Below are 13,276 nucleotides of genomic sequence, written 5' to 3' on the forward strand. Positions count from 1 at the left end.
AATGACAGAAAATTTATTAGAAGTTAAAGATTTGCATATCTCTTTCAAAACGTATGCTGGTAAAGTACACGCGGTTCGTGGGGTTAATTTTGAACTGAAAAAAGGTGAAACTTTAGCCATTGTTGGTGAATCTGGATCAGGTAAAAGTGTGACAAGTAACGCAATTATGCGTTTAGTACCACAGCCACCAGGAATATATGATCAAGGAGAAATTATATTTGATGGTAAGAATATTTTAGAATTAAGTGAAGACGAAGTTGCTCAAATTCGCGGGAATGATTTCGCGATGATTTTCCAAGATCCAATGACAGCTTTAAATCCAACAATCAAAATTGGACATCAAATTACAGAAGTATTTAATATTCACCGTAAAGATATTAGCAAAGCTGAAGCGAAAAAACGCGCGATTGAATTACTAACATTAGTTGGAATTCCGTATCCTGAAGAACGCTTTGAACAATACCCACATGAGTTCTCAGGTGGTATGAGACAACGGGTTGTTATAGCGATTGCTTTGGCAGCTGAGCCTAAATTACTTATTGCAGATGAGCCGACAACTGCCTTAGACGTAACAATTCAAGCTCAAATCTTAGAATTAATGAAAGAAATTCAACAAACAACAGATACAGCAATCATCTTTATTACCCATGACTTAGGGGTAGTTGCGAACGTTGCGGATAAAGTGGCTGTAATGTATGCAGGTCAAATCGTTGAATATGGTTCTGCCAATGAAATTTACTATAATCCAAAACACCCATATACATGGGGCTTACTTGGTTCGATGCCGGACTTAGATAGTAATAATGAAGAGGATTTATATACAATTCCAGGAGCACCGCCAAACTTAATTGACCCACCAAAAGGGGATGCATTTGCACCACGTAATCGTTTTGCTTTAGCGATTGATTATGAACAAGAACCACCATTATTTAAAGTGAATGACGAACATTATGTTAAGTCTTGGTTAATGCATGAAGATGCACCACATATTCCGGTTCCAGAGATTATTCAAAATCGTATCGATCGTTACACATCACAAACGAAAGGAGATGCATAATTGATGGAGAGAAAAAAATTACTAGAAGTTAAAAACTTAAAACAATATTTTGGTAAGAAAAAGAATCCAGTTAAAGCAGTAGACGGCATTTCTTTCGATATCTATGAAGGTGAAGTATTAGGTCTTGTTGGTGAATCAGGAAGTGGTAAGTCGACAACGGGTCGTTCAATTATTGGTTTATACAATATTACTGATGGAGAAATCTATTACGATGGTAAACTCATTAGTGGAGATAAATCTCACGATGAAGCGAAAGAGTTAGCAACAAATATTCAAATGATTTTCCAAGATCCGTATGCGTCTTTAAACCCGCGTATGACGGTTGGAGAAATTATTAGTGAAGGTTTCGATATTCATGGACTATATAAAGACAGCCAAGAACGTTTAGACCGTATCTCTGAATTGTTAACATCGGTAGGATTGAACTCTGAACATGCAGGACGTTATGCACATGAATTCTCAGGTGGACAAAGACAGCGTATCGGGATTGCCCGTGCTCTAGCTTTAGAGCCTAAATTCATTATTGCTGACGAGCCAATTTCAGCGCTTGATGTTTCGATTCAAGCACAAGTTGTTAATTTGATGAAGCAATTCCAACGTGAACAAGGATTAACTTACTTATTCATTGCCCATGATTTATCAATGGTTAAATATATCTCAGATCGTATTGCCGTTATGTATCGTGGTAAAATCGTTGAATTAGGTTATGCTGATGAGATTTATAACAATCCTGTGCATCCTTATACAAAATCATTGCTTTCAGCCGTACCAAAACCTGATCCAATTAGTGAAAGTAAGCGTCAACGTGTCGCTTATTCTCATGAAGAAGTTCTTGAAGAGGAATTAGCTACGCATGAAGTTGGACCAGAACACTATGTATATGCTGCTAAGACAGATGTAGATAGATGGGTAGGACAAAAGACAACGATTTAATCAAGTTTCTAAACACAGGCATCATTTTGATGCTTGTGTTTTTTGTGGATTAAATATGAATATAATTAAAGAATTGACTGTTTATTTAGATAATTCTAATTTTATTTTAATTTAACTGTTGACTTTCACTTTGCAAGCTGATAGAATAATTTCAAGTTAATAAATAAGTCAAAGAATAAGAGAGTAAATTACTTCAAGGTAACAGCGAGATAGGACAGAGTGGAAGCCTATTTATCTGAGAGTAGTCGAACCGCACTTATGAGACAAGTTAGTGAATGTATAGCTAACTTCGCTGTCTGAGCGTTAACAAAAAGAGTGAATAAACCCTATATGGCCGTATAGGGGAGTTAACTAGAGTGGTACCGCGGAATAAACCCCGTCTCTATCGTTGTATTTGTACAGCGATAGAGACGGGGTTTTTTTAATACCATCAATGCTTAGTCAAAGATTTATTAATTAATAAAAAACATAGGAGCAAATCAAAATGAAAAAAATAAGTAAAATAATTTTAGCTTTTGTTGTAGGGATGTTTTTAACTTCTGCGGTAAATATTAAGGCAGCGACGTTAGCTGAAATCAAAGAAAAAGGTCAGTTAGTTGTTGGAATGAATGCTGAGTATCCTCCGTTTGAATGGGTGGAAGTTGTGGACGGGGAGGCTGTTGTAGTCGGCATTGATGCCTCACTTGCCCAAATGATTGCCGATGAGATCGGAGTCGAGTTAGTCATTGATAACCGGGCTTTCGATTCATTGATCCCGACATTGAATACAAATAAAATTGACTTAATTATTTCTGGTATGTCGAACACAGAAGAGCGTGCTAAAGTCGTAGATTTTTCAGTTTCATATTATGAGCCTGTGAGTCAGTTTGCAGTTGCAAGTGATCAAGTGGATAATTTTAAATCCTTAGAAGATTTTAATGGTAAACGAGTGGGTGCTTTGTTAACTTCAACGCAAGAAATTTTCTTAAAAGAGAATATGCCAGAAATAGAACTAGTATCTATGGGTAAAAATGGAGATTTAATTGAGGGGCTAAAAGCCAAAAAGGTAGATGCCATCTTCATGTCAGATTTAACGCTGCAACAATACTTAACGAATTATGGCGATGTTGTTTCAGTCGTTGAAGGTATTGAAATTAATAATGAGTTGCTAGGAACGTCAGTAGCAATGACAAAAGGCAATTCAGAGTTACTTGAAGTCGTAGATAAAGTAATTACAGAAGCAAAAGAAAATGGCGACTTAGATAAAGTTTTTGAAGATAATATTGATAAAGCAAGTAAAGCTCAAGAACAGTAATAGGAGAGATAAAGATGACACTTGAATATTTTAATAATTTAGAACAATACACTGATGATTTACTTGAACGTAGACAGTACTTACACCAACATCCTGAAACCTCATTCAACGAATTTAAGACGGTCGAATACATTGAAAGCTTTCTTCAATCATTAGATCATGTTGAGATTATTAAACCCACTCAAACAAGTGTCATTGGCGTTTTTAAATCGAAGAAGCCTGGGAGTCGTATTGGTTTACGAGCAGACATCGATGCCCTCCCTATACAAGAAGAATTAACAGATTTAGATTATTGCTCAACGAATAATGGTGTGATGCATGCGTGTGGTCATGATGGCCACACAGCTATGTTAATGACAGCATGTCAGTGGTTAGATGATCACTATGATAGGTTAGCGGGTGAGATTTACTGTATCTTCCAACACGCAGAAGAATTACCACCTGGTGGTGCAAGTCAAATTATGGCAACGGGAGTTTTAGATAACTTGGATTATATTTATGGTCAACACGTCTCACCTGAACTTGAGGTCGGTACGGTTGATATAAAAAAAGGTCCTGTTACAACCAACTCAGATGGATATAAAGTGATTATATATGGGCTAGGCGGACATGCATCAACGCCGTCTAAAGCAATTAATCCTATCAACATTGCGAGTAAACTCATTCAAGCATTTAATGAGATTCCATCACAACATATTGATGCGCAACAATCAGCCGTTGTATCAAACACATATATTAAAGCAGGAAATAGTATTTCATTAAATATCATTCCCGATACTTTAGAGTTTGGAGGGAATATTAGAACCTTTGATGCAGATGTTCCAAAACACATTGAAGACAGCATGAAACAAATATTAGAAGGAATCTGTGGAGCCTATGGTGTGGGTTATAAGTTTAGTTACGAAGTAGGTGCTCGATCAGTGCATAATGATGATGTCAAGACCACACTCTTACAGGATATTGTCAGAAATTCTTTAGACGTCAATGTCATTGAAAGAAAGCCTGATATGTTCGGTGAGGACTTTTCAGCCTATAGCCAAGTCATACCAGCTACCTTTGCAATGATTGGAAGTCATAACCATACGAAGGAAACGCAATACCCTCTTCATCATCCAAAATTTAATATTGATGAAAGTGCATTAACAGTAGGTTTAAAGATGTTACTTACCGTCGCAATAGAATATGGTAAACAATTAACAAACATGAAATTAAAAGGAGAATGAATATGTGTAAAGATAAAATTGTATTAGCCTATTCAGGTGGATTGGACACGTCGATTACTATTCCATGGTTAAAGGAGAATTATGATGCGGATATCATTGCGGTGTGTGTTGATGTGGGGCAAAAAGAAGATTGGGAAGCAGTAGAGAAAAAAGCCATCGCTTCAGGAGCAAGTAAGTTCTACAATCCGCATGTAGCAGATGTTTTAGCAGAAGAATATATTTATCCGGCAATCTCAAGTAACTTGAAATACCAAGGGACTTACTTATTAGGTACTGCGCTGGCACGTCCATTAATTGCCAAAGAATTGGTCGCTGTGGCTCATAAAGAAGGCGCTACTGCAATTTGTCATGGCTGTACGGGTAAAGGGAACGACCAAGTTCGTTTTGAAACTGGAATCGCAGCTTTCGATCCAGAGATGAAGATTGTTGCACCTTGGCGTATTTGGGATATTAAATCTCGTGAAGATGCACTTAAATATGCTGAATTAAAAGGTGTGCCAGTGACTTCAACAATTGAGAAGATTTATTCTGAAGATGAAAACTTAATGCATATTAGCCACGAAGGTGGAGACATCGAAAGTCCTAAGAATGCGGTCGATTACTCAAGCATTCTTAATATAGCGAACGCCTTAGAAAATACACCGGATGAAGCTGAAATTGTTGAAATTACCTTTGAACAAGGGAAAGCAACGGCAGTCAATGGCAAAGAATTGAAAGCTCACGAAGTCTTAGAAACTTTAAATGTGATTGCAGGAAAACACGGTATTGGTGTCCTTGATTGGATTGAAGACAGAACGATTGGAATGAAATCCAGAGGGATTTATGAGACACCAGGAGCGACTCTATTAATGGGGGCCCATGAGCGTCTAGAAAGCTTAACACTAACAAAAGAAACGATTAAATTAAAGCAACACTTGGCCGTTGAATTCGCTGAATTAATCTACAATGGACAGTGGTATTCAATGGCAAGTGATTCGATATTAGCCTTTATGAATCATACACAAAAGACTGTTACCGGTGATGTTAAATTGAAATTATACAAAGGCAATATGTTACCACTCGGCTTAAAGAGTGAATTTGCTCTATTTGATGAAGAGGTATCAGGCTTTGGTGAAGATGATTTATTCGATCACCATGATGCCCAAGGATATATTAATGTGATTACGTTACCAACTAAGATTCAAAAGAAACTAGGGCTTCTATAAGTTTTATTCAAAAAAAGGAAGAGGATATATGGCACTTTGGAGTAATGAATATCATCAGGAAATGTCAAATTCAGCTTACGAGTTTAATCAATCAATTTTAATCGATATCCGATTATTTGATGCAGATTTACGGGGAAGTATGGCACATGCCCAGATGTTAGGCAAACAACACATCATAGAATCGGATGAGGCTAAGCAATTAGTAGCGGAACTATCATCAATGCGCGAAGAATACGCAAATCAGACACTTCAAATTGATTTAAATGAAGAGGACATTCATAGCTTTATCGAAGCAGAATTAACACGAAGATTAGGTGATATCGGAAAGAAAATACATACAGGCAGAAGCCGTAACGATCAAGTAGCTACAGCGATGAAAATATATGCCTTAGATGAAGTTGAGTGGCTTATAGAAGCCTTAGAAAAAGTGATACTTGCCTTCATTGATGAAGCACAAGAGCATCTTGAGACGATTATGCCAAGTTACACACACTTACAACGGGCACAACCGATAACCTATGGTCATTATCTAATGGCTTACGTTGAGATGTTCTACCGAGATTATGGACGAATTAAAGATGCTGCCAAACGGATTAAAGAGACGATGCCTTTAGGTGCTGGTGCCTTAGCAACGACGACTTTTCCTCTAGACCGTGCATATACAACTGAATTGTTAGGGTTTAGCAATTATTCAAATAATAGTTTAGACGCAGTGTCGGACCGAGATTATAGTTTGGAATTATTATCGGCATTCTCTATATTAAGCATGCACTTAAGTCGATATAGCGAAGAAGTGATTATTTGGACCTCACAAGAGTTTAAGTTTCTGTCTTTAAAAGATACTTTCTCAACTGGCTCATCTATTATGCCGCAGAAGAAAAATGCGGATATTCATGAACTATTTAGAGGGAAATCCGGCCGTGTTTTCGGTGATTTAATGGGCGTGTTAACTGTCATGAAAGGCATACCTTTAGCATACAATAAAGATATTCAAGAGGAGAAGGAGCGTTTATTCGATGCGATTGATACTGTGAAGATGATGCTCTCATTACTCCCTTCAATGATTGACGAAACGATTGCTAATAAGGAAGTAATGTACAAAGCAGCAAGTACAGGTTTCATTAATGCAACGGATTGTGCGGACTACTTAACAGCTAAAGGTTTGCCGTTTCGTGACGCCTACCAAGTAACAGGTAATATTATTCAGTACTGTGAAGAAACAAATCAAACCTTAGAAACTTTGAGTCTGGCAGAGTATAAAGAAGAGCATGCTTTATTCGAAGAAGATATTTATGATGCGATCGATTTAACAGCTTGTGTTAAACGTCGACAAGTGGACGGTGGACCTGCACCTGAGAAAGTACAGGAGCATATTGATAAGATTAGAAGTTTACTTATTTAAAAATTAAATACCTCCTTAAAGTTTAAAATATGAGTATACCAGCCGTTAAAACGCTTAACAATTAAAAAAAAATGATAATTCCCCTTGTTAAACTCTCATATATACTGTATATTATTAGATATAAATTAAAAGGAGGAACATTAATGAAAAAGTTCTTACGAGTACTTACATTAGTTAGTTTATTTTTATTAAGTGTAGCGCCGTTAGCACAAACAACTGCATCTGCGCAAGATGCTGCAACACTTAACTTATCCCTAGGAGCAGAACCACCTACATTAGACCCTGCTTTAGCAACAGATTCGACATCAGGATCAATCATCCGTAACGTTTTTGAAGGATTAACACACAATAACCATGGTGAAATTGAACCAGGTGTTGCTGAATCATGGGAAGAGAGTGAAGGTGGCCTTACTTGGACATTCACTTTACGTCAAGATTCAACTTGGTCAAATGGAGACCCAGTTACTGCAAATGATTTCGAGTTTTCATGGAAACGTGCTTTAAACCCTGAAACTGCTTCTCAATATGCTTCTATTCTTTACCCAATTGCTGGTGCTGAAGAATTTAACTCAGGTGAAGGCGAAGAAGACGCTGTAGGAGTTACTGCTGTAGATGACTACACATTAGAAGTAACATTAAACAACCCTACACCATACTTCTTAGAATTAACTTCATTCTACACTTACATGCCGGTTCATCAAGCAACAGTTGAAGCCGACTCTACTGGTTGGGCTGCTGAAGCTGGTGAAACATATGTAACTAACGGTGCGTTCAACTTAGATACATGGAACCACAACAGTGACTTAGTATTAGCTAAAAACGCTGAATATTGGGACGCTGATAACGTTGCTTTAGAAACAGTTAACATCCAAATTATCGAGCAAGAATCAACAGCTAACGCTGAATTCCAAGCTGGTAACTTAGATTACTTAGGTACGCCTTACGGAACAGTTTCTCTAGACTCAATCGACATGTACCGTGCTAATGAAGAACTAAACACAGTTCCTTACGCAGCAATCTACTGGTACAAATTAAATACGACAGATGAATTAATGCAAAACGTTAACTTACGTAAAGCATTATCATTAGCAATTGACCGTCAAGGTTTAATTGATAACGTAATTAAAGGTGGACAATTACCTGCATTAGGTGTTGTACCTCCAACAATCGAAGGATTCGAAGAAGACCGTGGCTACATGCAAGATGCAGCATTCGACGAAGCTAATGAATACTTAGCATTAGCTATGGAAGAATTAGGAATTTCAGATCCTAGTGAAATTACTGTTAACATCTCAATTAACGACAGTGAAGCTCACTCAACAATTGCTCAATTTATCCAATCTGGCTGGGCTACAAACTTAGGAATTAACGCTGAGATTGACTCAACTGAATGGCAAGTATACTTAGACCGTCTAAACGTTCTTGATTACCAAGTAGGACGTATGGGATGGATTGCTGACTTCAACGACGCTATCTCATTCTTAGACATGTACCGTACTGCCGATACTGGTAATAACGATACTGGTTGGGAAAATGAAGAGTACAAAAACTTAATTGATGAGTCAGCTGCAGAAGAAGATCCAGCAGCTCGTACTCAAATGTTATTAGATGCTGAAGCGATTTTCATGGAAGAAATGCCAGTTATCCCAGTATACTACTACACAAGTAACTACGTTATCCAAGACCACGTACAAAACTTAGAGCCAGATGCTTTAGGTAACGTAAGCTTGAAAGACGTATCAGTTTCTGCTGAATAATACACAGATAAATTAACGACTAGGTTAACCTAGAAATTAAATAATACCGCTACAAACAATTGTGCTGTTTGTAGCGGTATTTTTGTTTAGAATAATTGAAATTAATCAATTCGCTTCAATAATCCCAAAAAGTTAACAATCCAATACGTGTGAATTTACACAAAATTTACATATAATCAATAGCGCTTGATTATCGAATGGTTTGTAATATTAATGTTATAAAAAAAGAGAGGAATTATCTTATGTTAAAAAATTGGATAAAAAAAGCTGCTTTAACTTTAGCATCTGTGACAACACTTGCTTCAGTAGCGATGCCAGCTGTCGCTGCGCAAGAAACAACTCAAATTGGTGAGTTATCAATCGGATTTGTACCGTCACGTGATCCGGAAGAAATCGTAACAGCAACAGAACCATTAGAGCAATTGTTAATTGATGAATTAGCAACTCTTGGTTATGAAGTAGGTTCAGTAGACATCTCTGTAGGTACTTCATATGAGGCAGTTGGAGAAGGTTTATCGGCTGGAACCATCGATATCGGATTTATTCCAGGAGGAACATATGTTTTATATGATGATGGCGCAGAAGTTATTTTAACTTCTACACGTGCTGGTCTAAGTAACGACTCGGAAGACCCAGCTGATTGGAATGCGAATGAACCAACTGAAGCAACGGACGAACAAGTAACATATTACCGTGCTATTATGATTGCTGGACCTTCAGAAAAAGGGCGCGAATTAGCTGATAAAGTTAATAATGGTGAAGAATTATCTTTTGAAGATTTAAATTCAGCTAATTGGTCTGTTATGAGTCCATCTTCTTCAGCAGGCTACATTTATCCAACAATTTGGATACAAGATAATTTCCAACAAAACTTAAGTGATTTAGAAAATGTTGTGCAAGCTGACTCATATTTAAACTCATTTGCACGTCTAGCTTCTGGTCAAGTAGATATCTTAACAGTATTTGCTGATGGACGCCGTGACTACGTTGATCAATGGCAATCTGAATTAGGTGGCGAAAATGATATCTGGACAGATACTGATGTTATTGGAGTTACGCCAGGTATCTATAATGATACAATTTCAGTAAGTAACAATTCAGATAACATGTCTGATGAACTAAAAGCTGCTTTACAAGAAGCGTTCATCAATATATCTCAAACTGAAGAAGGTAAAGAGATTATTGCAATTTACGCTCATGAAGGATACGAAGTTGCTGAGAGTTCGGACTATGAAGTAGAGCGTCAAGCACAAGAAATTTTACGCGAACAATCTAACTAATACTCAATTTATATTATATATTTTAAGGCTAGGATAAATTCTGGCCATTATTTGTTTGAAGAAAGGTTTGTAAGAGATGATTAAATTTGAAAATGTAAGTAAAAATACCCTAATGGCGTAACTGCGCTAAAAGATGTGAATCTAACCATTAAACAAGGCGAATTTGTTGCGATTATTGGGCTATCCGAAGTAGGTAAATCGACATTGATCCGTTGTATTAATCGCATGCACAGTGTTTCGGATGGAACACTCACTGTTGATAACGAAGATGTAACTGCCCTAGGCTCAAAAGAATTAAGACGTTTCCGTCGAAAAATTGGAATGATTTTCCAATCATTCAACCTAGTCACTCGAATTAGCATATTAAACAACGAATTAGTATCGAGTGTGCCAGAGTTATCATTTTGGCGTAAATTAACAGGTAGTTTTACAAAAGAAGATAAAATACGAGGATTAGAAGCTTTAGATAAAGTTGGTATCATAGATAAAGCCTATATGCGTGTAGACCAATTATCAGGTGATCAACAACAACGTGTAGCTCTTGCAAGAACGTTAGCACAAAATCCTTCTATTATACTAGCTGATGAACCTGTGGCTTCTTTGGACCCAGTGACAGCTAAAGTAGTTATGGATGATTTTAAACGCATAAATAAAGAATTGGATATTACAGTCTTAATTAATATTCACCATGTTGATTTAGCGTTAGAGTACGCAGATCGTATTATTGGAATTGCAAAAGGGGAAATCGTTTATGACGGTCCTTCGAGTGATGTTGATCAAGAAATATTAAATAAAATCTACCAAAACCAACCTATCGAAGTTGTTGAATCTTCAGTATTACCAGTATAGGGGGATTTAGTTTGGAAATGAAATTATATGATCGTGTTTTTAAACCCAAAGAAATAAGTCTATCTAACGGAAAAAAAGTCTATCAAAAAACTTCAAGAACCCCATTAATCGTTTTGCTATTATTAATATTTACATATATTTCAATTAAAGTAACTGAGACCGAATTTTCAGTCTTAGCTGAACGTGGGGATCAATTTTTTGTTATTTTGGGACAAATGATTCCTCCAAATTGGAGTTATGCTAGTAATATATGGAGACCCATGATTGATACTATTCAAATGTCATTGCTTGGATCCATCTTAGGGGCAATCGTAGCAATACCTATTGCTATGTTGTCTTCGTCAAACTTAATCCAAAGTCGTTGGATTACCGGTTTTTTCAAGCTGTTCTTATCAATTACGCGAACATTACCTACGTTGATTACAGCATCCATCGCTACATTTATATTCGGAATTGGAACAACAGCAGGAACCATTGCAATATTCATATTTACGTTTTCTTATATAGGAAAGCTAATGTATGGAAATATCGAAAATATTGATATGGGACCCTTTGAAGCAATGGAATCTATGGGGTTATCAAAAGTAGAAGCGTTTCGATATGCTGTTGTTCCTCAAATTATGCCAACTTACTTATCAGTATCACTTTTTGCGTTTGAAGGAAACATTCGTTATGCCGCAATCTTAGGATATGTGGGGGCAGGCGGGATTGGACTAATCTTAAATCAAGAATTAGGATGGCGAGATTATGCAAATACCAAAATGATACTATTAATATTAATGGTTGTTGTATTCATAATAGAACAAATTAGTGAATACTGCCGTCAGAGACTCACTTAGAAGGTGACAATAGAAATGAATAATATGATTAATAAACAACTTGAGCGTGAACCTAATCGACGAGTATATTACCTTACAAAATTCGCTATATTAATAACGCTTCTGATTTGGTCAATAACAGGCGTGCAATTTAAGGGTATTGATAGCCGCGGTTCAACCATTGCCAGAAATATTATTTCAGGAATACTTTCTCCAGATTTAGATTTTCTATTTGAATTCTCTGATGAGGGGGTACCATATTTATTATTTGAAACAATATGTATTACATTTTTAGGAACAATATTCGGATCAGTACTAGCGATACCTGTAGCATTTTTAATGTCACAAAGTATTGTCGGACCAGTCCTCTCCTTTATTACACGTACATTGCTCGTAATTATTCGAACAATACCATCTTTTGTATATGGTCTGATGTTTATTAGAGTTACGGGGCCCGGAGCGTATGCAGGAGTTTTGACAATGTCAATTACTTCAATTGGTATGGTTTCGAAACTATACTTAGATACTATAGAAGAAATAGATGATGGAATTTTAGAAGCAATGGAAGCTGCTGGATGTAATACATTCGAAAAGATTAGGTATGGGGTTATTCCTCAACTATTTACAAACTTTTTATCTACGACAATTTATCGTTTCGATATGAACTTAAGAGATGCAACAGTTTTAGGTTTAGTAGGAGCAGGGGGGATTGGTGCTCCATTGATATTTGCAATGAACCCATATCGATGGGGTGAAGTTGGATCAATTTTAATTGGATTAATTATACTAATTTTAATTATCGAATTCATCTCGACTAAGTCCAGAGATAAGTTAGCAAATGGATAGACATTGACTATACTTAGCCAAGAAAATTCTTCGGAGTTTCCTTGGCTTTTCTATATCTTCTATTATATATGACGAATTTACAATTTAAGTGCAACAACAATAATAAAATAAAAAAAGATCCATAGTTTTCCTATAAAATAGATGTACCAACCAACTATTAGAAGGAGAAAGCTATGAATCCATACACACATCTTACCATGAATGAGCGAGAAACAATATTCCTAATGTATGAACAAGGCGAAACTATCGGGCATATATCCGAGACCCTGGACCGTTCTAAATCGACTATCTCAAGAGAATTACATCGTAATTCAAACAAGGATGGCAGTTATTCACCGTCAACTGCTCATGGAGAGTATAAACGTAGAAAACAACTATGTGGCAGACATCGCACGCTAGATAAAGACTCTATTTTCCAGTTGGTCAAACGACTATTTCTCAACGAACAATGGTCTCCAGAACAAATTTCTGGTCGTTTGAACTTTGAAAATTCCAAAAATAAAATCAGTTATAATACTATCTATCGTGCAATTTATCGTGGCGACTTCGATGAGCCTGGTTTATCAACCGGTAATCGAGGCGCTATCCGTAAATTAAGACACAGAGGTAAAA

The 13,276-nt window shown here is 36.6% G+C and carries 11 protein-coding genes, 1 pseudogene and 1 other annotated feature; all 12 genes and pseudogenes read left to right on the forward strand.

The window, feature by feature from the left end; all coding sequences use genetic code 11:
• Position 1: 1 nt before the first annotated feature.
• Positions 2-1,057: an ABC transporter ATP-binding protein gene (locus tag ACEN4N_RS05920; RefSeq protein WP_407093883.1), complete on the forward strand. Its 1,056-nt coding sequence runs from the start codon at positions 2-4 to the stop codon at positions 1,055-1,057.
• A 3-nt stretch (positions 1,058-1,060) separates the two neighbouring features.
• Entirely contained in the window at positions 1,061-1,990 is a 930-nt protein-coding gene (locus ACEN4N_RS05925; RefSeq protein ID WP_407093892.1) for an ABC transporter ATP-binding protein, read from the forward strand.
• Between the two features lie 162 nt (positions 1,991-2,152).
• Positions 2,153-2,377: a binding site (T-box leader), on the forward strand.
• 97 nt (positions 2,378-2,474) lie between these two features.
• The gene (locus tag ACEN4N_RS05930) at positions 2,475-3,284 is read left to right on the forward strand and encodes a transporter substrate-binding domain-containing protein (RefSeq protein WP_407093884.1); all 810 of its coding nucleotides are present in this window, start codon (positions 2,475-2,477) and stop codon (positions 3,282-3,284) included.
• A 14-nt stretch (positions 3,285-3,298) separates the two neighbouring features.
• Positions 3,299-4,507: a M20 family metallopeptidase gene (locus ACEN4N_RS05935; RefSeq protein ID WP_407093885.1), complete on the forward strand. Its 1,209-nt coding sequence runs from the start codon at positions 3,299-3,301 to the stop codon at positions 4,505-4,507.
• A 2-nt stretch (positions 4,508-4,509) separates the two neighbouring features.
• On the forward strand, positions 4,510-5,712 hold the full coding sequence (locus tag ACEN4N_RS05940; RefSeq protein ID WP_407093886.1) for an argininosuccinate synthase: 1,203 nt from the start codon (positions 4,510-4,512) through the stop codon (positions 5,710-5,712).
• A gap of 28 nt (positions 5,713-5,740) precedes the next feature.
• Entirely contained in the window at positions 5,741-7,114 is a 1,374-nt protein-coding gene (gene argH / locus ACEN4N_RS05945; RefSeq protein ID WP_407093887.1) for an argininosuccinate lyase, read from the forward strand.
• Positions 7,115-7,257: 143 nt separating this feature from the next.
• On the forward strand, positions 7,258-8,871 hold the full coding sequence (locus tag ACEN4N_RS05950; RefSeq protein WP_407093888.1) for a peptide ABC transporter substrate-binding protein: 1,614 nt from the start codon (positions 7,258-7,260) through the stop codon (positions 8,869-8,871).
• A gap of 242 nt (positions 8,872-9,113) precedes the next feature.
• On the forward strand, positions 9,114-10,151 hold the full coding sequence (locus ACEN4N_RS05955; protein ID WP_407093889.1) for a phosphate/phosphite/phosphonate ABC transporter substrate-binding protein: 1,038 nt from the start codon (positions 9,114-9,116) through the stop codon (positions 10,149-10,151).
• A gap of 76 nt (positions 10,152-10,227) precedes the next feature.
• Positions 10,228-11,000 (forward strand): annotated as a pseudogene (gene phnC, locus ACEN4N_RS05960) (phosphonate ABC transporter ATP-binding protein).
• Positions 11,001-11,017: 17 nt separating this feature from the next.
• Positions 11,018-11,839 carry a phosphonate ABC transporter, permease protein PhnE gene (gene phnE / locus ACEN4N_RS05965; RefSeq protein WP_407093893.1) on the forward strand — a complete coding sequence of 274 codons (822 nt, stop codon included), beginning with the start codon at positions 11,018-11,020 and terminating at the stop codon, positions 11,837-11,839.
• A 15-nt stretch (positions 11,840-11,854) separates the two neighbouring features.
• Positions 11,855-12,664, forward strand: a complete 810-nt coding sequence (gene phnE / locus ACEN4N_RS05970) for a phosphonate ABC transporter, permease protein PhnE (protein ID WP_407093890.1) — start codon at positions 11,855-11,857, stop codon at positions 12,662-12,664.
• 173 nt (positions 12,665-12,837) lie between these two features.
• Positions 12,838-13,276 (forward strand): transposase (locus ACEN4N_RS05975; RefSeq protein ID WP_407093891.1); only part of this gene is annotated, 439 nt, incomplete at its 3' end.

Source organism: Ruoffia sp. FAM 20857 (assembly GCF_045528645.1).
GTDB lineage: Bacteria > Bacillota > Bacilli > Lactobacillales > Aerococcaceae > Ruoffia > Ruoffia halotolerans.

Bases quoted from the DNA above. Each gene is read 5' to 3' on its own strand.
- ACEN4N_RS05920 (WP_407093883.1), top strand. From the start codon at position 2: ATGACAGAAAATTTATTAGAAGTTAAAGATTTGCATATCTCTTTCAAA.
- ACEN4N_RS05925 (WP_407093892.1), top strand. From the start codon at position 1,061: ATGGAGAGAAAAAAATTACTAGAAGTTAAAAACTTAAAACAATATTTT.
- ACEN4N_RS05930 (WP_407093884.1), top strand. From the start codon at position 2,475: ATGAAAAAAATAAGTAAAATAATTTTAGCTTTTGTTGTAGGGATGTTT.
- ACEN4N_RS05935 (WP_407093885.1), top strand. From the start codon at position 3,299: ATGACACTTGAATATTTTAATAATTTAGAACAATACACTGATGATTTA.
- ACEN4N_RS05940 (WP_407093886.1), top strand. From the start codon at position 4,510: ATGTGTAAAGATAAAATTGTATTAGCCTATTCAGGTGGATTGGACACG.
- argH (WP_407093887.1), top strand. From the start codon at position 5,741: ATGGCACTTTGGAGTAATGAATATCATCAGGAAATGTCAAATTCAGCT.
- ACEN4N_RS05950 (WP_407093888.1), top strand. From the start codon at position 7,258: ATGAAAAAGTTCTTACGAGTACTTACATTAGTTAGTTTATTTTTATTA.
- ACEN4N_RS05955 (WP_407093889.1), top strand. From the start codon at position 9,114: ATGTTAAAAAATTGGATAAAAAAAGCTGCTTTAACTTTAGCATCTGTG.
- phnE (WP_407093893.1), top strand. From the start codon at position 11,018: ATGAAATTATATGATCGTGTTTTTAAACCCAAAGAAATAAGTCTATCT.
- phnE (WP_407093890.1), top strand. From the start codon at position 11,855: ATGAATAATATGATTAATAAACAACTTGAGCGTGAACCTAATCGACGA.